Origin of the sequence: Streptantibioticus rubrisoli (assembly GCF_024436055.1) — a bacterium.
GTDB lineage: Bacteria > Actinomycetota > Actinomycetes > Streptomycetales > Streptomycetaceae > Streptantibioticus_A > Streptantibioticus_A rubrisoli.
In genome coordinates this window covers 1-19,237 of the sequence record NZ_JANFNH010000003.1, presented here as the reverse complement: position 1 = coordinate 19,237, position 19,237 = coordinate 1, and the positions used below count along the sequence as shown (strand labels likewise).

Here is a 19,237-nt window from a genome sequence, read left to right as displayed (position 1 = left end):
GGAGAACCCCATGAAAAGAACCGTCGCACTGGCGGCCACCACCTGCGCCCTGACCCTGCTGACCACCGCCTGCGGCGGCAGCGGCGCCAACTCCTCCTCCCCCAGCGGCGCCACCGCCTCCAACCTCAACCTTCCCGATCTGCACGGCCAGCACCTTGAGGTGGCCGCGGTGTGGACCGGGCCGGAACAGCAGAACTTCATGAAGGTCATCAAGCGGTTCGACCAACTCACCGGCGCCCAGACCGACTTCGTCCCGACCGGCGACAACGTCTCGACCTTCCTCGGCACCAAGATCCAAGGCGGTGCGGCGCCTGACGTGGCGTTCCTCCCGCAGCCCGGTGTGCTGGCCCAGTTCGCCAAGTCCGGCTGGCTCAAGCCCGTCAACGCGGCCGTCGAGAAGCAGCTCCAGGGCAACTACAGCACCGGCTGGCAGAAGCTCGGCGCCTACAACGGCACGCAGTACGGGGTGTACTTCAAGGCCGCCGACAAGTCCACGGTCTGGTACAACACCAAGGCCTTCTCCACCGCGGGAGTCTCCACCCCACCGACCACCTGGTCGGAGTTCCTCAAGGACGCGCAGACCATATCCGACTCCGGCACTCCGCCGGTCTCCGTCGGCGGCGCGGACGGCTGGACGCTGACCGACTGGTTCGAGAACATCTACCTCAGCCAGGCCGGTCCGGCCAAGTACGACCAACTCACCAAGCACCAGATCAAGTGGACCGACCCCTCGGTGGGCAAGGCCCTGACCACCCTCGGTCAGCTCTTCGGCAAGCCCAGCCTGCTCGCCGGTGGTACGCGCGGCGCCCTGGCCACCGAGTTCCCCGCCTCCGTGGACCAGACCTTCGCCGATCCCGCGAAGGCCGCCATGGTCTACGAAGCCGACTTCGTCGCCACCAACATCACCAGTGACACCAAGGCCAAGATCGGCACCGATGCCAAGGTGTTCCCGTTCCCGGCGGTGGACGGCGGCCAGGCCCCCATGGTCGTCGGCGGCGATGTCGCCGTGGCGCTGAAGAACAGCAAGGGCGCCCAGGCCCTGCTGACCTACCTCGCCTCAACCGACGCCGCACGCACCGAGGTTGAGCAGGGCGGCTTCATCTCCCCCAACAAGTCCCTGGACCTGTCGGCCTACCCCGACGAGACCGAGCGGTCCCTGGCCAAGTCGTTGACGGCCGCGGGCGACAACTTCCGCTTCGACATGTCCGACCAGGCCCCGGCGGCGTTCGGCGGCACCAAGGGCCAAGGCGAGTGGAAGGACCTGCAGGACTTCCTGGCCAACCCCTCGGACGTGGCCGGTGCGCAGCGCAAGTTGGAGGCGGACGCCGCCGCGGCGTTCGCCAACGCGGGCTGAGGTGACGGTTGATGGCAGCACAGACCGCGCCCCCGGCAACCTCCCAGGCACCGCCGCCCCGGTCCGGCACCGCCGCCCCCCGACGCGGGGGGCGGCGCACCGCCCGCCGCGCGCGCTCGGCGATCGGTGCCCACCCGTGGGCCGCCGCCTGCTTCCTGCTTCCGGCACTGGTGGTGCTGGGGGCGCTGGTGGTGTACCCCATCAGCTGGACGGCGGTGCGCAGCCTGTTCGGTGCGGACGGCTTCACCCACTTCGTGGGCCTGGGCAACTACACCAGCGTCTTCCATGACCCGCAGACGCTGACCGCGCTGCGCAACAACGCCCTGTGGGTGGTGGTCGCGCCCAGCGTGGCCACCGGTCTGGGGCTGATCTTCGCGGTGCTGACCGAGCGGGTCCGCTGGGGAACCGCCTTCAAACTGGTGGTCTTCATGCCGATGGCCATCTCGATGCTGGCGGCCGGAATCATCTTCCGGCTGGTGTACGACCAGGACCCCGGCAAGGGCGTGGCCAACGCGGTGGTGGTCGGGGTGCACGACACGTTCGCCAAGGCGTCCGCCTACCCGGGGGCCAAGCCGCGCATCGGCGGCGGTCTGGCCCCCTCCGGCGGCGGCTACGTCACCACCGCGACCATCGCCCCGGGCACCACGGCGGCGGCGCTGCCGCTGGTCGGCATCCCGCCCGCCACCCTCTCCGGGGCGCGGCAGGCCGCCGTGCCGTCCCACTGCCCGACGGGCGCCGTGTGCGGCACCGTCTGGCTGGACTTCACCCCCGGCGGTGGTGGGACCCCGGGGCGGATCGACCCGGGCGAGAGGGCCCTGGCCGGGGTCCAGGTGCAGGCGGTGCGCGGCGGCCACACCGTCGCCACCGCCACCTCCGGCCGCGACGGCACCTTCGTGCTGCCAGCCGGCACGTTGGGCACGGGGCCGGTACAACTGAAGCTGCCCGCCGCCAACTTCACCGCCCAGTTCCAGGGCGTCACCTGGCTCGGCCCGACCCTGGTCACCTGGTCCATCATCGGCGCCTACGTGTGGATGTGGACCGGCTTCGCCATGGTGCTCATCGCGGCGGGGCTGGCCGGAGTACCGCGCGAACTGCTGGAGGCGGCCCGGATGGACGGCGCCAACGAATGGCAGGTCTTCCGCCGTATCACCGTCCCGCTGCTGGCCCCGACGCTCGTCGTGGTGCTGGTGACGCTGGTCATCAACGTGCTGAAGATCTTCGACCTGGTCTATGTCATCGCACCGGGCTCGACCCAGCAGGACGCCAATGTCCTTGCCCTCCAGCTCTATCTGGCCTCTTTCGGCGGCGGTAACGACCAAGGCGTCGGCAGCGCGCTCGGAGTGCTGCTGCTGGTGCTGGTACTGCCCGCCGTCTTCTTCAACATCCGCCGCTTCCGGAAGGAGCGCACCCGGTGACCGCCATCGACACCCCCGCCCGGCGCGGTCCCGGCCCGGCCGCCCGTCTGGCCGCCCGGGCCGGAAGCGGCGCGGTCCGTGTCGGCCTGCTGCTGACCGCCGTCTTCTGGCTGGTCCCCACGGTCGGCCTGCTGATCTCCTCGCTGCGCGGTCCCGCCGACATCAGCACCACCGGCTGGTGGCGGGTCTTCACCGACCCGGCGCAGCTGACGCTGCACAACTACGCGGATCTGATGGGCAACAGCACCATCACCCACGCCCTGCTCAACAGCGTGCTGATCACCGTTCCCGCCACCGTGCTGGTCATCGTGATCGGCGCGATGGCCGGATATGCCTTCGCCTGGCTGGAGTTCCCCGGCCGGGACTGGCTGTTCCTGCTGCTGATAGCCCTGCTGGTGGTCCCGATCCAGGTCGCGCTGATCCCGGTCACCAAGCTGTACGCGACGTTCGGCATCTTCGGCAGCCTGGTCGGTGTCATCCTCTTCCACACCGCCTTCGGCCTGCCGTTCGCCATCTTCCTGCTGCGCAACTTCTTCGCCGAGATACCGCGCGAGCTGCTGGAGGCGGGTCGCCTCGACGGCGCGGGCGAACTGCGGCTGTTCGCCCGGGTGGTGGTGCCGCTGGGCGGCCCGGCCATCGCCTCGCTCGCCATCTTCCAGTTCCTGTGGGTCTGGAACGACATGCTGGTGGCGCTGATCTTCGCCAACAGCGGCTCCGCCCCGCTCACCGTCGCGCTCCAGCAGCAGACCCGTCAGTTCGGCGACAACATCGACGTGCTCTCCTCCGGGGCCTTCCTGTCCATGGTGATACCGCTCGCCGTCTTCTTCGCCTTCCAGCGCCAGTTCGTCAGCGGCATCACGGCGGGCGCGGTGAAGTAGCGGCGGCCATCGGCCAGAGCACCCACCCCAACCCCCACTCGGATCGTCCGGCACGTTCCTGCCGGTGAAGGGATCACCGCACCATGGCCACTGTCACGTTCGACAAGGCGACCCGCCGCTACCCCGGCGCCGAGCGGGCCGCCGTCGACAAACTGGAGATCGAGATCGCGGACGGCGAGTTCCTGGTACTCGTCGGACCCTCCGGATGCGGCAAGTCCACATCCCTGCGCATGCTCGCGGGCCTGGAAGACGTCAACGACGGCGCGATCCGCATCGGCGACCGCGATGTGACGCACCTGCCGCCGAAGGACCGGGACATCGCCATGGTGTTCCAGAACTACGCGCTCTACCCCCACATGACCGTCGCCGACAACATGGGCTTCGCACTCAAGATCGCCGGGGTGAACAAGGCGGAGATCCGCACCCGGGTCGAGGAAGCCGCCAAGATCCTCGACCTCACCGAGTACCTCGGCCGCAAACCCAAGGCACTCTCCGGCGGCCAGCGGCAACGCGTCGCCATGGGCCGGGCCATCGTGCGCGAGCCGCAGGTGTTCTTGATGGACGAACCGCTGTCGAACCTCGACGCCAAACTGCGGGTACAGACCCGCACCCAGATCGCCGGGCTCCAGCGGCGCCTGGGCACCACCACCGTCTACGTCACCCACGACCAGGTCGAGGCCATGACCATGGGCGACCGCGTCGCCGTACTCAAGGACGGCCTGCTCCAGCAGGTCGACTCCCCACGCAACATGTACGACCGCCCCGCCAACCTGTTCGTCGCCGGGTTCATCGGCTCCCCCGCCATGAACCTGGTCGAAGTACCCATCACCGACGGCGGAGTGACGTTCGGCAACAGCATCGTCCCGGTCAGCCGCGAGGCCCTCACCGCCGCCGCCGAAGGCGGCGACCGCACCGTCACCGTCGGGGTGCGACCCGAACACTTCGACATCGCAGGCTGCGAGGCGGCCTCCCTGGCCAAGGACGAACCCGCGGGCGTCGCCGTCACCGTCAACGTGGTCGAGGAACTCGGCGCCGACGGATACGTCTACGGCACCGCCGAGATCGGCGGAACACCCACCGACATCGTCGTCCGCGTCGGCGGCCGCCACGTCCCCATGAAGGGCGAAGTCCTGCACGTCGTACCCCGCGCGGGCGAGATCCACGTCTTCTCCACCTCAACCGGCGAACGCCTCAGCGACTGACACCGCCTACTACCAGCACCATGCGGCGGCCCTCCCTCCTACCGACGGCCGGTTCCACGTCGGCCGGGCAAAGGTTCCCGGGCGAGCCGTGTCAGCCGGGGTGCTCGCGGACCGCTGGTCAGACGCGCCTTCCGGGCAGCCTAGGCTGACGGCCATGGCGCAAGGCATCGGTTCCGGGGCGGGCACTGAGGTGCTCAAGGTGCTGGTCGTTGAGGACGATTCGGGCATCGCGGGGTCATTGGTGCGCGGCCTGGACCGGGCGGGCTACCAGGCCCGCAGCGTGGACACCGGGCGGGCGGCGCTGGTGTGCAGCCCGGTGCCGGACGTGATCCTGCTCGACCTGGGTCTGCCGGACGTGGACGGCTTCGAGATCTGCCGTCTGCTGCGTCGCCGGTCCGACGCGGTGATCATCGTGGTGACCGCCCGGGGCGAGGAGGGCGACCGGGTGGCCGCCCTGGACGAGGGGGCGGACGACTATCTGGTCAAGCCCTTCGGCCTGGCCGAACTGCTCGCGCGTATCCGGGCGGTGCTCAGGCGCATCCGCCCGTCCGCACCCGAGGTGCTGGCCCACGGTCCGCTCGTCGTCGATCCGCGTACCCGCAAGGCCTCGGTCAACGGGCGGGAGATCGCGCTGACGCCCAAGGAGTTCGACATCCTGCACTGCCTGGCGGCCGACCCGGGCCGGGTGGTGGCCCGGCAGGAGATCCTGGAGCGGGCCTGGGACGCCCACTGGTACGGCCCGACGAAGGTGCTGGACGTGCACATGGCGGCACTGCGCCGCAAGTTGGGTGTGCCGGGGCTGGTGGAGACGGTCTACGGGCGTGGTTTCCGCTTGGCCGAAGTCGGCCCGTCGTCGTGACCCGGCGCATCGCGCTGTCCGTGCTCGCGCTGATCACCGTGCTTTTGGTGCTGGCGGTGGTGCCGTTGGGCCTGTTGATGACGGAGCGCGAGAAGACCTCGTTCCGGGAGCAGTCGGCGGCCATGGCGCGGTCGATCGCCTCCGCCGCCGAGGAGCACCTGTCCGACCACCGCTCCGAGGCGCCCGCACGGCACCTGCTGGCGGAGGCCCGGCGCCGAGGCGACTGCGCCACCGTCTACGACTCCTTCGGCACGGCGATCCTTTCCGTCCCGTGCGCCTCCGTCTCCAGTGGCGGCGCCTCCCGGTTGGTGGCTTCGGTGCTGGCACATCCGCAGCCGCGGACGATCGAGGACGGTCAGCGGTTGACGATCGTGGTACCGATCGGTGACGACTCCGACGCCAAGGGTGTGGCTGTCCTCAGCCGCTCCACCGACGCGCTGAACGACCGCATCATGGTGCTGTGGGGCTGGTCCGCGCTGATCGGCTTCGGTGGTCTGGGTGCCGCCGTGGCGGTGGCGGTGTGGCTGGCCCGCTGGGTGAGCCGCCCGTTGCGCGTCGTCGACGTGGCGGCTCGACGGCTCGGCGAGGGCGCGCTCGACGCGCGGGTTCCGGACGCGGGCGGGCCGCCGGAGGTGCGGCGGCTGGCGGCCACGTTCAACACCATGGCCGGTCGCACCGAGGCCCTGGTGCACGGCCACCGCGCCGTCGTCGCCGACGTATCGCACCAGTTGCGCACCCCGCTCACCGCACTGCGGTTGCGCCTGGACCTGCTCGCCGCCGACGCGGACGGCGAGACGGCGGCGGAACTGTCCAGCGCGCAGGGGGAGATCGCCCGGCTGTCCCGCCTGGTGGACGGGCTCCTCGCGGTGGCCAGGGCCGAACACACCGTTCCGCGCCCGGTGTCCGTCCGGGTGGACGAGGTCGTGGCCGAGCGGGTGGCCGCCTGGGAACCGGTGGCCGGCGAACGCCGCATCGAGCTCCTCGCCGACTGCCGAACCGGGCTCACCGCCTCCGCCGGAGCGGGCGACCTGGAGCAGGTGCTCGACAACCTCATCGCCAACGCGCTCGGCGCGATCCACGAAGGCGGCCGGGTACGGATCGAGGGCACGGCACACGGCGACACGGTCCGGCTGTCCCTGGTCGACAACGGACCCGGCATGAGCGCGACGGCGCGAGCGACCGCCTTCCGCCGCTTCGGCAACCCGCAGGCGCGCGGCACCGGACTCGGCCTGGCCATCGTGCACCGGCTGGTCACCGCCAACGGCGGCACCGCCGAGCTGGACGAGACACCGGGCGGCGGCCTGACGGCCCGGCTGACCCTGCCCGCGGCGCGCCGTGGCCGCGACCGCGGCGCCGATCCGAACAGCGCGCCGCACTCCGGCGATCGCTGACCCGCACCACGGCGCGACCCCGAACATGCCCTGTCCACCTGGGTGTCGGCCGATCTCCCAACGCACTGCCCCCGTCTGCCCCGTTCCCGCCACGCACCCTGGCCGGGTGGCTCGGCCGCGGTGAAGCTCTCCGCGCGTCGGCGCCGCTCATCCGGACGTGAACCATTTCTTAACCATCGCTCGGGCACACTGCTGCGCACCCACGGCGTACCCATGCGATCTGACGCTTCGCACCGTTGGAGCCGGACCACTGGAAGGACGGTCGAGTGACCTCGATCAGCAGCATGATGGCGGTCGACAGGCAGCCCGAACCGCCAACGCCAGGGCATGGCGGTCCCGAGGGGAACGCGCGGCTCACCGCCGCCGTCGGCGCGGTGCTGCTGGTCCTGTTCGCCGTCCAGGGCGTCACGATCCTCTTCCTCGGCCAGCTCCTCACCGTCCACTTCTTCGTCGGGCTGCTGCTGATAGGCCCGGTGGGCCTGAAACTCGCGGCCACCGGCTACCGGTTCTTCCGCTACTACACCGGCTCCCCGGCCTACCGGCGTGAAGGCCCTCCCGCGCCGCTGTTGCGTGCGCTGGGCCCCCTGGTCGTGGCCAGCACCGTCACCGTGCTGGCCACGGGTGTCCTGATGGCCCTGTTCGGCAGGCACGCCGGACCGGTGCCCCTGCCCCTGCTCCACAAGGCCAGCTTCCTCGGCTGGTTGGCGGTCACCGGCCTCCATGTACTGGCGCACGTCTGGCGGTTGCCCCGCCTCATCGGCGCCGACCTGCGCAACCGTCCAGCCCGGCACGGTACTTCGGCCCCCGGCCGGGGCCGACGCTGGTCCCTGCTGGCCCTGGCACTCGCCGCCGGGCTGGCCCTCGCACTCGCCGGGACGCAGCTGGCATCGGGGTGGCGCCGTTAACGCCTGATGACAGGCGGTCCCGGCGCATAACTCCGCCACAAGTTGGCAGCGAGACGCCGCTTGACCAGAAGCAATGGATTGGAATCTCACAGGCCCCGGAGAGAAAACGGGCGATCGGAATTTTTTGTCGGCCGCGGAGTCTGGCGCCTTGGCGGTCGGATTGGCACCATGATGGCCACCCCGCACAGTGGTGGCGCAAGTGACCCGCTCGCGCCGATCACACCACAGTCGTCTTGCGCCCGGGGTTCCAACCGCACCGACAACAGCCCTACTTGGACATCGCACACAGCGCTGCGCCGCGTTCCTTCCCCCTCACCCGCAAGGCCTTCCGGCCTTTCGGAAAGGAGAAACAGTGGCCACGACCGCGAATCCAGACCGTGTCCCCGCCCACCACAGCGCATCACTTCCCTTGGCCGCGCTACGCCGGTTGCACACCGCCGCGGCGGTCCGCATCGGCTTCGGGCTCCTGTGGGCGATCGACGCCTCGTTCAAATGGCTACCAGCGTTCATCCACGGCAAGACGCTCAACGAGGAGTTGGGCAAGGCCGCCACGATCCACACCCCTGTCATCCACCAGTGGATCCAGCTCTGGCACGACGCGGGCACGGCCGACCCCGGTGTCTTCGCGGTGGGCACGGCGCTGGTCGAAAGCTGCATCGCCCTCGGCATGATCTTCGGTGTCCTCACCAACCTGGTCTTCATCGGCAGCGCGGTGTTCTCGTTCGGCATCTGGTCAGCCGCCGAAGGCTTCCACCTGCCGTGGACCAGACCGGGCATCACCGACCTGGGGCCCTCCGCGGCCTACGTCTTCGCCTCCCTCGCGCTGTTCACCGCCTTCGCCGGCGCGACGTGGAGCCTGGACACACGACTGCGCCCCGCCCTCGGCAGACTGGCCTGGCTCGCCAGTCCCACCGCGGCAGAGGTGGCGGCCCGCAAATCAACTGCGACCGGACGGTGACAGGCGGGCCGGTGTGACCAACCAGGCGAATTCCAACTCCGCGCGTTCCAGCGGTAATTGGAACAGGAGTTTTGCCGACTCCGTCGCTTTCCGCGGATGTTCAGGCGGTCCGGTCCGGATCGGTGATCGGCGTGGGCGCTATTGCGTTGACTGCGGCTGAACGACCGTGCGACGGTGAGAGTTCACTCCGCTCGGAGGACCACTGGGAACTGGAGGCAGGCCGCTGTGACCTTCGGAACCGATGACTCCCGCCAGGCCATGGGCCGCGGTCTGACACCTGATCAGCTTGAGTTGTTCGAGAAGGAGTTCGCCGCCCGACCGGTGAACCGGCTGATGCAGAACGCCGTCACCCAGACACCGGTGGACGATGTCGCCCTCGACCGTCGGATCCTCACCAGCATCGACCACTCGGTCTCCCACCACCTGGACGACTGGAAGGCCACCAACCAGAAGCAGAGCGGCCGCTGCTGGATGTTCGCCGGACTCAACCTGCTCCGGGTCGGCGCCGCGCGGAAGTTGGGCGTGAAGGACTTCGAGTTCTCCCAGAACTACCTTCTGTGGTGGGACAAGTTCGAGCGGGCGAACCACTTCCTGGAGGCGGTCATCGAGACCTCGGACCGGGAGGTGGACGACCGCACGGTGGCCCACCTGCTGGCGGACCCGATCGGCGACGGCGGGCAGTGGAACATGTTCGTGGCGCTCGTCGCCAAGCACGGCCTGGTGCCCAAGTCGGCGATGCCGGAGACCGACAGCTCCTCCGCGACCCGGGCGATGAACCGGACCCTGAAGACCCTGCTCCGCCAGGGCGCCCGCGACCTGCGCGGACAGGCCGCCGAGGGAGTCGAGGCGCAGCGGGAACGCAAGCGGGAGGTGCTGGCCGCCGTCCACCGGGTGCTCAGCATTCACCTCGGCACGCCTCCGCAGCGGTTCCTGTGGCAGTGGCAGGACGAGAACAAGGAGTTCCACCGCGACGGCTGGCTCACTCCGGCAGGGTTCGCCGCCGCGTATGTGCAGCTCCCGTTGGACGAGTACGTCTGTCTGGTGCACGACCCGCGCGAGTCGAGCCCGGTCGGCCGTACCTTCACCGTCGAGTACCTGGGCAATGTCGTGGACGCCCCTCCGGTGGTCTACCTCAACGCGCCGATGGAGCTGCTGAAGCAGCTGGCCATGGACGCGATCGTCGGTGGCGAGCCGGTGTGGTTCGGCTGCGACGTGGCCAAGATGATGCGCGCGGACGTCGGCGTCTGGGACGCCGGTCTCTTCGACTACGCGGCCGTCTACGACGCCCCCTTCACCATGGACAAGGCCGCCCGGCTGCTGCACCACGACACGCGAATGACCCACGCGATGCTGTTCACCGGCGTCGACGTGGTGGACGGCGGCCCGCGCCGCTGGCGGGTGGAGAACAGCTGGGGTGAGGAGAAGGCCGACAAGGGCTTTTGGACCATGAACGACTCGTGGTTCGGTGAGCATGTCTTCGAGATCGCGGTCCGGCGCTCCGCGCTGCCGCCGCAACTGGCCGCCGCCCTCGACCAGCCGCCGATCGTCCTTCCCGCGTGGGACCCCATGGGCGCCCTCGCCGACTGAGGATGCGCGCACCCCGCCGCTGGTGGGCACCGTTGGGCGGCGTCGGCGGCCCGATCACCGGTCGTACTGCCGCGCCCGCGCGCGGCGCCGGGGCGGAGTGACGGCGTACAGGTCCAGGATCTCCGGCCGAGGAGCGACGCCGGGACCGCCCGCGCGAACCCAGGCGGCGATGTCCTCGGTGGCGTACGGGTCGTTGACCAGGCCCAGCCACACCGGCCGGGCACCGGCGGCCCGCCCGGCGCCGGAGGGCTGGACGACGATGACATTGGCCTGGTCGCACACGTCCAGGCAGGTGGAGATCCGCACCGGCGCCGCGGCGCGCAGGCGCGCGGTCTGCGCCTCGTGGTCGGCGCCGGTCACCTTGGGGCTGCCGCAGCAGCAGTCGCGGCACACGACGACCCGGCACGGTACCGGGTCGGCGACCGCGGGATCCGGCGCGTCGTGGGACGGTGTTCCGGTCGGCCTGGTGGGCATGCCGCGTCCTTCCTCCTGCCGGGGAGATCCGCCCCGGGGCTTCCACGAGGAGGCGACCGCGTGAGTGTCCTGGCTCTCGGGTCGATGCTCGTCCCGGCCTTCCCACCCACATCCGGGCAGTGGCCAGTAGGGATCCGCTCGCCGATCACAGTGGCGGGACCGCGCCGGATTCGCACCGGCTTCCTCGAACCGCCGTCGCCCTGTCGCCGACCATCATTCCATCCGCCGGTTGTGCGTCACCGCACGATTCGCGCCAGCGGGGAGAGGTTGCCCGCGAGACGCGCCGACAGCGGGTAGGCCCCACGACAACTGGGCCTGGTACCAGAGCGGTTCGGGCATGTCCGTCGACGCTGCCCTGGTCGGGCGTACGCCGGTCGTCCCCCTCTCACCGGGCCATCGCGGCGCCCTCGACGTGCCCGCCGCCGCGTGGTGACCGCGCAGTGCCCGACTCCGCTCACGGCGCAGTTCTCACGCCCGAAGAGAAGAAGGTCACAACGGTCCCCACTGCTGCTCGTCTGCCGACCTGCCCTAGCATCCGAGCATGACGGTCTTGCCTGACGATGAGCTCTCCCTGGCGGCGGAGTTCCCTGACGCGACGCATGAGCAGTGGCGGAACCTGGTGGCGGGCGTCCTGCGCAAGTCGGGCAAGGAGGTCTCGGACGCCGACGCGGAGCACGCCTTGTCCACCGCGCTGGAGGACGGGCTGCGCGTCTCGCCCCTCTACACCGCGCTCGACGCCGCGCCCGACCCCGGCCTTCCGGGATTCGCGCCCTTCGTGCGCGGCGGTCGCGCCGAGGGGAACACGGGCGGCGGCTGGGACGTGCGCCAGCGGCACACGGTCGCGGACGCGGGCGCGGTCCTGGCCGACTTGGAGAACGGCGTCACCTCCCTGTGGCTGGTGGTCGGCGAGCACGCGGGAATCCCGACAGCCGAACTCGACCGCGCCCTAGACGGCGTCTACCTGGACCTGGCGCCCGTCGTCCTGGACGCGGGCGGCGAAGTCGAGCCAGCCGCACGGCGGTTGCTGCGGCTGTACGAGGAGCGGGGCATCGCCGCGGACGCGGCGCGCGGCAACCTGGGCGCCGACCCGCTGGGCCACCAGGCCCGCACCGGAGCCCGCTACGACATCGCGCCCGTGGCCGAGCTGGCCCGGTTGTGCGCCGGGCGCCATCCGGGGCTGCGGGCGCTGACCGTGGACGCGCTGCCGTACCACGAGGCCGGGGGCTCGGCTGCGCAGGAGCTGGGCTGCTCCCTGGCGACGGGTGCCGCGTATCTGCGTGAGCTGACCGGCGCCGGGTTGAGCGTCGAGCAGGCCTGCGCGCAGCTGGAGTTCCGGTACGCCGCGACCGCCGACCAGTTCCTGACCGTCGCCAAGCTGCGCGCGGCGCGCAGGCTGTGGGCGCGGATCGCCGAGGTCTGCGGGGCACCGCGGGCGGGTGCGCAGCTCCAGCACGCGGTGACCTCGCCGGTGATGATGACGCGCCGCGATCCATGGGTGAACATGCTGCGCACCACGGTCGCCACACTGGCCGCTGGAGTGGGGGGCGCCGACGCCGTCACCGTGCTGCCCTTCGATGACGCGCTGGGCCTGCCGGACTCGTTCGCGCGCCGCATCGCCCGCAACACCTCCACCATCCTCATCGAGGAGTCGCACCTGTCCCGGGTGATCGACCCGGCGGGCGGCTCCTGGTACGTGGAGCGGCTGACGGACGAACTCGCCAGCGCGGCCTGGGAGTTCTTCCAGGAGATCGAGCGGGCGGGCGGACAGGCGACGGCCCTGCGTTGCGGGATGGTGGGCGAGCGGCTGGCCGAGACCTGGTCGGTACGGAGCGCGAAGCTGGCGAAGCGCCGGGAGCCGGTCACCGGCGTCAGCGAGTTCCCGCACCTGGCCGAGAAGCCCGTGGTCCGCGCCCCCGCGCCCGCGCCGCCGTCCGGAGGGCTGCCCCGGGTGCGGCGGGACGAGGCGTTCGAGGCGCTGCGCGCCCGTTCCGACGCGCACCTGGCCGCGACCGGCGCCCGGCCCCGCATCCATCTGGCCGCGCTCGGCCCGGCCGCCGCCCACACCGCCCGGCTCACCTTCGCCGCCAACCTCTTCCAGGCGGGCGGCATCGAGCCGGTCACCGAGGGCACGTTCGAGGAGAGCGGTGCGCTTGAGGTGTGCCTGTGCTCCAGCGACGCGCTGTACGAGGAGCAGGCCGAGGCGGTCGCCGGGCGACTGCGGGCGGCGGGGGCCAAGCACGTGTTCCTCGCGGGCCGTCCGGGACCCTACGCGGGTGTCGACACCTACGTCTTCGCCGGCTGTGACGCCGTGTCCGTACTCTCCGCCACGCTCGACCGCATGGGAGTGTCCTGATGTCCATCCCCGACTTCTCGGCGATCGAGCTGGGGACCCCGACCGCCGACGGCGGCCTCGACGAGTGGCGTACGGCTGTCAAGAAGGCGGCCGACGGCGCCGACCTGGAGTGGGAGACGCCCGAGGGCATCACGGTCAAGCCGCTGTACACCGGGCGGGACCTGGAGGGCCTGGACTTCCTGGGCACCTACCCGGGCATCGCCCCGTATCTGCGCGGCCCGTACCCGACGATGTACGTCAACCAGCCCTGGACCATCCGCCAGTACGCGGGCTTCTCCACGGCCGAGGAGTCCAACGCCTTCTACCGCCGCAATCTGGCGGCCGGTCAAAAAGGCCTGTCGGTCGCCTTCGACCTGCCGACGCACCGCGGTTACGACAGCGACCACCCGCGGGTGACCGGTGACGTCGGTATGGCGGGCGTGGCGATCGACTCGATCTACGACATGCGGCAGTTGTTCGACGGCATCCCACTGGACCGGATGACGGTGTCGATGACGATGAACGGCGCGGTGCTGCCGGTGCTGGCGCTGTACATCGTGGCGGCGGAGGAACAGGGCGTACCGCCCGAGAAGTTGGCCGGGACCATCCAGAACGACATCCTCAAGGAGTTCATGGTCCGCAACACCTACATCTATCCGCCGAAGCCGTCGATGCGGATCATCTCCGACATCTTCGCCTTCACCTCGCAGCGGATGCCGCGCTACAACTCCATCTCCATCTCCGGCTACCACATCCAGGAGGCGGGCGCGACGGCCGACCTGGAGCTGGCCTACACCCTCGCCGACGGCGTGGAGTACATCCGGGCCGGGCGGGAGGCGGGGCTGGACGTGGACGCGTTCGCGCCGCGGCTGTCGTTCTTCTGGGCGATCGGCATGAACTTCTTCATGGAGATCGCCAAACTGCGCGCGGCCCGGCTGCTGTGGGCGAAGCTGGTCAAGCAGTTCGAGCCGAAGAACACCAAGTCGCTGTCGCTGCGCACGCATTCGCAGACTTCCGGCTGGTCGCTGACCGCGCAGGACGTGTTCAACAACGTCACGCGCACCTGTGTGGAGGCGATGGCGGCCACCCAGGGCCACACCCAGTCGCTGCACACCAACGCACTCGACGAGGCACTCGCCCTGCCCACCGACTTCTCCGCCCGCATCGCCCGCAACACCCAGCTGTTGATCCAGCAGGAGTCCGGCACCACACGGGTGATCGACCCGTGGGGCGGCAGCGCGTACGTGGAGCGGCTGACGTACGACCTGGCCCGCCGCGCCTGGCAGCACATCCAGGAGGTCGAGCGGGCGGGCGGCATGGCGCAGGCGATCGACGCGGGCATCCCCAAGCTGCGCGTCGAGGAGGCCGCGGCCCGCACCCAGGCCCGCATCGACTCCGGTCGGCAACCGGTGATCGGTGTCAACAAGTACCGGGTGGACTCCGACGAGCAGATCGAGGTGCTCAAGGTCGACAACTCCTCGGTGCGCGCCCAGCAGATCGCCAAGCTGCGGCGGCTGCGCGAGGAGCGGGACGAGACCGCCTGCCAGGACGCGCTGGACGCGCTGACCCGGGCGGCCGGCGGCGAGGGGAACCTGCTGGAGCTGGCGGTGCGCGCGGCCCGCGCGAAGGCCACCGTCGGGGAGATCTCCTACGCCCTGGAGAAGGTGTACGGACGGCACGCGGGCCAGATCCGTACGATCTCGGGTGTGTACCGCAACGAAGCAGGCGAGTCCCCGGCCGTGGACCGCACCCGCGCCCTGGTGGACGCCTTCGCCGAGGCCGAGGGCCGCCGCCCGCGCATACTGGTCGCCAAGATGGGCCAGGACGGCCACGACCGCGGCCAGAAGGTGATCGCCACCGCCTTCGCCGACCTCGGTTTCGACGTGGACGTCGGCCCGCTGTTCCAGACCCCGGCCGAGGTGGCCCGCCAGGCCGTCGAGGCGGACGTGCACATCGTCGGGGTGTCGTCACTGGCCGCCGGGCACCTCACGCTGGTACCGGCGCTGCGCGAGCAACTCGCCGAGGAGGGACGGGAGGACATCATGATCGTGGTCGGCGGGGTGATCCCGCCGCAGGACGTGCCGACCCTGCTGGAGATGGGTGCGGCGGCCGTCTTCCCACCCGGCACGGTCATCCCGGACGCCGCCCACGACCTGGTCTCCCGGCTGGCGGCCGAGCTCGGACACGACGACCTGTGAGGCCGTGACTCGATGGCCATCGACCTCGACACGTACGTCAAGGGCGTCCTCGACGGCAAGCGGGCTGTCGTCGCCCGCGCGATCACCCTCGTGGAGTCCACCCGGCCCCAACACCGGGCGCTCGCCCAGGAGTTGCTGACCGAGCTGCTGCCGTACAGCGGCAGGGCCCGGCGGATCGGGATCAGCGGGGTGCCGGGCGTGGGCAAGTCGACGTTCATCGACGCCTTCGGCACGATGCTGACCCGCCTCGGGCACCGGGTGGCCGTGCTCGCCGTCGACCCGTCCTCCAGCCGGACCGGCGGCTCGATCCTCGGCGACAAGACCCGCATGGAGCGGCTGGCCGTCGACCCGGCGGCCTTCGTCCGGCCCTCCCCCAGCGCGGGCACGCTCGGCGGGGTCGCGAAGGCCACCCGCGAGTCGATCGTGGTGATGGAGGCCGCCGGGTACGACGTGGTGCTGGTGGAGACGGTCGGCGTCGGCCAGTCCGAGACAGCCGTCGCGAACATGGTCGACTCCTTCCTGCTCCTGACACTGGCCCGTACCGGGGACCAGTTGCAGGGCATCAAGAAGGGCGTCCTGGAACTGGCCGACGTGATCGCCGTCAACAAGGCGGACGGTCCACACGAACGCGACGCTCGCGCCGCCGCCCGTGAGTTGGCGGGCGCGCTGCGGCTCATGCACGGCAAGGACGCCTTCTGGACACCGCCGGTGCTCAGTTGCAGCGCACGCGAGTCGAGCGGCCTGGACACCGTGTGGGAGCGGCTGGAAGAGCACCGCGCGCGGCTGGACGCCACCGGCCGCCTCGCCGCCCGGCGCCGCGACCAGCAGGTCGACTGGGCGTGGACCATGGTCCGCGACGAACTGCTGGGCCGCCTGCACGCCGATCCGGCGGTCCGCTCCCTCGCGCCCCTGCTGGAGCAGCAGGTCAGAGACGGTCAGCTGACGGCCACCCTGGCCGCCGAACGCATCCTGAACGCCTTCGGGGGCCAGCGGAGTTGAGCCTCGCGGTCGACTCACGGCACGGCCCGCGACGGTAGTTGGGCGTCACACGCCGGTCGCCGGGAAACGTGACTGGGCGGAGATCCTCCCCCGGCTACGCGCCGTGAAGCGCCGCTGCGCGGGCGGCGCGGCACGCTGTCGCGGCGGCGCCGGGTGCCCGCCCCCGTTGCCTTCCACCCAGCGTCGAAAGTCGTTGCTGGCCAACGACTTTCGGGGGACGTAACGGTGGTGCCCGCAGCCCTACGCTTGCGGCCGATGGATGCGAAATCAGTGAGAGTCCCCCTCGTGCGGCGTGTGCTGCCCGGGCCCTGGACGACTCGGATGTGGTGGGCCGAAGGGCTCGGTGCGCTAGCGGTCGGTCTGGTGGCCGCCCTGTCGCTGACCGGGGGAACGGCCGGGCCGTTGGCGGCCGGGGCTGCCGGTCTCGCGGCGGCAGGGCTGTACGTGCTGCGTCGCGGCCTGCCCGGCGTGGTGTTGGTGGTGTCGGCGGTCTGCGGCACCGCGGTCGGGGGGTTCGCCCTGGTCCAGGTGTGTGCCGCTTGGTCGGCGGGGCAACGGCTGCTGCGGGCCCGGGCGGCCGCGGCCGCGTTCGCGGGGGCGCTTGCCGCCGTGCTCGTCGTCTGGTGGTGGCAGCAGGCCGGGCAGTGGAAGGCGAGTGCGATCGTGCTGTTCGCGGCGGCGCGGTACTTCGTGCTGGTGCTGCTGCCGGGCCTGTTCGGGCGGTATCAGGCGCAGCGCCGCTCCCTGCTGGGCGTCCTCCAAGAGCGGCACGACCAGTTGCTGCGCGAGCGCGCCATGGTGGCCGGGCAGGCCCGGATGCGGGAGCGCTACCGGATCGCGCACGACATGCACGACAGTCTCGGCCACCGGCTGACGCTACTGGCGGTCCAGACCGGAGCCCTGGAGACGGACCGCACGCTCGGCGGCGAGCACCGGGAGGCCATCGACGCCGTACGCCTTACGGCCGTGGCCGCCCTGGAGGAACTACGGCAGGTGGTCGGGGTGTTGCGGGAGGAGGGCGAGGACGTCGGCACCGGCGGCGTCGCCGACATCGAGAGCCTGGTGGCCGCAAGCCAGCAGGTGAGAGGCGAGGTGGTGTTCCGGCGCACCGGTGTGGTGCGCGACCTGGCCGCGGTGACCGGGCACGCCGCGTACCGCATCGTGCAGGAGGCGCTGACCAACGCGCACAAGCACGCGCCCGGTACGGCCGTCGAGGTGGCGCTGCACTACGACCCGGACGCCCTGGTCGTCGAGGTCGTCAACTCCGCGCCGATCCAAGGGAGTTGCGCCGCGCCGGTGAGCGGCGGACAAGGGCTCGCCGGGTTGCGGGAGCGGGCCCGGCTGGCGGGCGGGATGGTGCACACCGGCCCGGTGCCGGATGGCGGCTTCCGGGTGGCGGGCGTGCTGCCGTACGAGGTGGTCGGCGCCCGGAGCGCCGGCGTTGCGGCGGACGGTGACCCGGCCCTGGCCGAACCACCGCTGCCGGGGGAAGGTTCGGCGAGCATGTCGTCGGAGCGGCTGCGGGACTTCGGCTGGCTGCTGGCCGTGACGGTCGCGGTCACCGTCGCCGCGGTCATGGTGACGGCACTGTACGTATCGTCGTGAGTCCGGTGCGGTTCGGGCGGCGCGTGGCAGAGTGATCGCGTGCCGCCGGGCGCACCACCCGTTAAGGAGACCCTTGGTGATCCGCGTCCTCATCGCCGACGACGAGCCGCTCATCCGCGCTGGTATCCGCGCCATCCTCACCTCGGCGGACGACATCGAGGTGGTCGCCGAGGCGGGAGACGGCGGTCAGGCGGTCGAACTCGCCCAACGGCACCGGCCGCAGGTGGTGCTGCTGGACATCCAGATGCCGCACGCCGACGGCCTCACCGCACTCGGTGAACTCCGGCAGGCCGTACCCGCCGCGCGCGCCCTGATGCTGACCACCTTCGGCCAGCGGGAGAACGTGCTGCGGGCGGTGGCCGCGGGCGGTGCCGGATTCCTGCTGAAGGACACCGCTCCAAACGAGCTGATCCAGGCTGTCCGGGCCGCGGCGGGCGGCCAGGCGTTCCTGTCCCCCACCGCCGCCCGCCACGTCCTGGACACCCTCGCCGCCGACCCCGCGCCCGCCCGGCAGGTGGCGGCACGCCGCAGGCTGGAGGCGCTGAGCGAACGCGAGTTGGAGGTGCTGCGGCTGCTCGGTGAAGGCCTGTCCAACGCCGGGCTGGGCGCCCGCCTGAACATGAGCGAGGCCACGGTGAAGACCTATGTCAGCCGGATCCTCGCCAAACTGGACTGCGCCAACCGTGTGCAGGCCGCCCTGCTGGCCCGGGATGCCGGTCTGGACGCGGCCGGGCCAGTGGCAGCCGTTCAACGCCCTTCGGAGAACGGCAAACCGCGCTGGTAGGCGCGGAGACAGGACGTCTGGCGTACCTGAGCCGTATGACGTGGGCGGTATGACGTGGGTGGTCGCCTGCCGGTTGAACGCGCGGCAGCGGATCCTGGCTCTGGCGGGTGCGGCGTGTGCACCATCGCACGTTCAACGGCCTGGCCCCGAAGCTCCTACCGACGAGTCAAACGCCGCCTGGCTGCGGTGGTCGGCTCGGGTCGCGATCGCGGCGTGCTGCCCGCAGGCTGGGTACTCGGGCGCCGTGGACGGCGCCGTGAGCGGACCGGTCTTTTGCTGGTGCTTCACCCCGGACG

15 protein-coding genes and 1 riboswitch are annotated in these 19,237 nt (G+C 71.1%); of the genes, 14 read left to right on the top strand and 1 reads right to left on the bottom strand.

Features of this window, described 5'->3' with window-relative positions:
• Positions 1-10: 10 nt before the first annotated feature.
• The 9 genes from NON19_RS05040 to NON19_RS05000 all read left to right on the top strand — a co-directional run bounded on the left by NON19_RS05040 (position 11) and on the right by NON19_RS05000 (position 10,549).
• On the top strand, positions 11-1,354 hold the full coding sequence (locus NON19_RS05040; RefSeq protein WP_255925393.1) for an ABC transporter substrate-binding protein: 1,344 nt from the start codon (positions 11-13) through the stop codon (positions 1,352-1,354).
• An 11-nt stretch (positions 1,355-1,365) separates the two neighbouring features.
• The gene (locus NON19_RS05035; protein WP_255925392.1) at positions 1,366-2,769 is read left to right on the top strand and encodes a carbohydrate ABC transporter permease; all 1,404 of its coding nucleotides are present in this window, start codon (positions 1,366-1,368) and stop codon (positions 2,767-2,769) included.
• The gene (locus tag NON19_RS05030) at positions 2,766-3,647 is read left to right on the top strand and encodes a carbohydrate ABC transporter permease (protein ID WP_255925391.1); all 882 of its coding nucleotides are present in this window, start codon (positions 2,766-2,768) and stop codon (positions 3,645-3,647) included. The genes NON19_RS05035 and NON19_RS05030 overlap by 4 nt, the downstream gene beginning before the upstream one ends.
• An 83-nt stretch (positions 3,648-3,730) precedes the next feature.
• Complete coding sequence (locus NON19_RS05025; RefSeq protein WP_255925389.1) at positions 3,731-4,849, top strand: ABC transporter ATP-binding protein; 1,119 nt, start codon at positions 3,731-3,733, stop codon at positions 4,847-4,849.
• A 154-nt stretch (positions 4,850-5,003) separates the two neighbouring features.
• Positions 5,004-5,708: a response regulator transcription factor gene (locus tag NON19_RS05020; RefSeq protein WP_255925388.1), complete on the top strand. Its 705-nt coding sequence runs from the start codon at positions 5,004-5,006 to the stop codon at positions 5,706-5,708.
• Positions 5,705-7,099 (top strand): sensor histidine kinase, encoded by a 1,395-nt coding sequence (locus NON19_RS05015; protein WP_255925387.1) that lies wholly within the window; start codon positions 5,705-5,707, stop codon positions 7,097-7,099. Before NON19_RS05020 ends, NON19_RS05015 begins: the two co-directional genes overlap by 4 nt.
• Before the next feature lie 266 nt (positions 7,100-7,365).
• Positions 7,366-8,004 (top strand): hypothetical protein, encoded by a 639-nt coding sequence (locus tag NON19_RS05010; RefSeq protein ID WP_255925386.1) that lies wholly within the window; start codon positions 7,366-7,368, stop codon positions 8,002-8,004.
• A gap of 352 nt (positions 8,005-8,356) precedes the next feature.
• Positions 8,357-8,962: a hypothetical protein gene (locus tag NON19_RS05005; protein WP_255925385.1), complete on the top strand. Its 606-nt coding sequence runs from the start codon at positions 8,357-8,359 to the stop codon at positions 8,960-8,962.
• A gap of 225 nt (positions 8,963-9,187) precedes the next feature.
• Positions 9,188-10,549 (top strand): C1 family peptidase, encoded by a 1,362-nt coding sequence (locus tag NON19_RS05000; protein ID WP_255925384.1) that lies wholly within the window; start codon positions 9,188-9,190, stop codon positions 10,547-10,549.
• 54 nt (positions 10,550-10,603) lie between these two features.
• Here NON19_RS05000 and NON19_RS04995 read toward each other — a convergent pair whose 3' ends face one another.
• Entirely contained in the window at positions 10,604-11,023 is a 420-nt protein-coding gene (locus NON19_RS04995; protein WP_255925383.1) for a (2Fe-2S) ferredoxin domain-containing protein, read from the bottom strand.
• A gap of 62 nt (positions 11,024-11,085) precedes the next feature.
• Positions 11,086-11,209: riboswitch (cobalamin riboswitch) on the bottom strand.
• A 355-nt stretch (positions 11,210-11,564) separates the two neighbouring features.
• Between NON19_RS04995 and NON19_RS04990 the strand changes: the two genes are divergently transcribed.
• The 5 genes from NON19_RS04990 to NON19_RS04970 all read left to right on the top strand — a co-directional run bounded on the left by NON19_RS04990 (position 11,565) and on the right by NON19_RS04970 (position 18,941).
• Positions 11,565-13,376 (top strand): methylmalonyl-CoA mutase family protein, encoded by a 1,812-nt coding sequence (locus NON19_RS04990; protein ID WP_255925382.1) that lies wholly within the window; start codon positions 11,565-11,567, stop codon positions 13,374-13,376.
• Entirely contained in the window at positions 13,376-15,553 is a 2,178-nt protein-coding gene (gene scpA, locus NON19_RS04985; RefSeq protein ID WP_255925381.1) for a methylmalonyl-CoA mutase, read from the top strand. The genes NON19_RS04990 and scpA overlap by 1 nt, the downstream gene beginning before the upstream one ends.
• A 12-nt stretch (positions 15,554-15,565) precedes the next feature.
• Positions 15,566-16,552 (top strand): methylmalonyl Co-A mutase-associated GTPase MeaB, encoded by a 987-nt coding sequence (gene meaB / locus NON19_RS04980; protein ID WP_255925380.1) that lies wholly within the window; start codon positions 15,566-15,568, stop codon positions 16,550-16,552.
• 285 nt (positions 16,553-16,837) lie between these two features.
• Complete coding sequence (locus NON19_RS33295) at positions 16,838-18,157, top strand: sensor histidine kinase (RefSeq protein WP_255925378.1); 1,320 nt, start codon at positions 16,838-16,840, stop codon at positions 18,155-18,157.
• Between the two features lie 76 nt (positions 18,158-18,233).
• A complete protein-coding gene (locus NON19_RS04970) occupies positions 18,234-18,941 on the top strand; it encodes a response regulator (protein WP_255925377.1) in 708 nt (235 codons plus the stop codon).
• Positions 18,942-19,237: the final 296 nt, after the last annotated feature.

Bases quoted from the DNA above. Each gene is read 5' to 3' on its own strand.
- NON19_RS04990 (WP_255925382.1), top strand. From the start codon at position 11,565: ATGACGGTCTTGCCTGACGATGAGCTCTCCCTGGCGGCGGAGTTCCCT.
- NON19_RS05020 (WP_255925388.1), top strand. From the start codon at position 5,004: ATGGCGCAAGGCATCGGTTCCGGGGCGGGCACTGAGGTGCTCAAGGTG.
- NON19_RS05035 (WP_255925392.1), top strand. From the start codon at position 1,366: ATGGCAGCACAGACCGCGCCCCCGGCAACCTCCCAGGCACCGCCGCCC.
- NON19_RS05040 (WP_255925393.1), top strand. From the start codon at position 11: ATGAAAAGAACCGTCGCACTGGCGGCCACCACCTGCGCCCTGACCCTG.
- meaB (WP_255925380.1), top strand. From the start codon at position 15,566: ATGGCCATCGACCTCGACACGTACGTCAAGGGCGTCCTCGACGGCAAG.
- scpA (WP_255925381.1), top strand. From the start codon at position 13,376: ATGTCCATCCCCGACTTCTCGGCGATCGAGCTGGGGACCCCGACCGCC.
- NON19_RS05025 (WP_255925389.1), top strand. From the start codon at position 3,731: ATGGCCACTGTCACGTTCGACAAGGCGACCCGCCGCTACCCCGGCGCC.
- NON19_RS04995 (WP_255925383.1), bottom strand. From the start codon at position 11,023: ATGCCCACCAGGCCGACCGGAACACCGTCCCACGACGCGCCGGATCCC.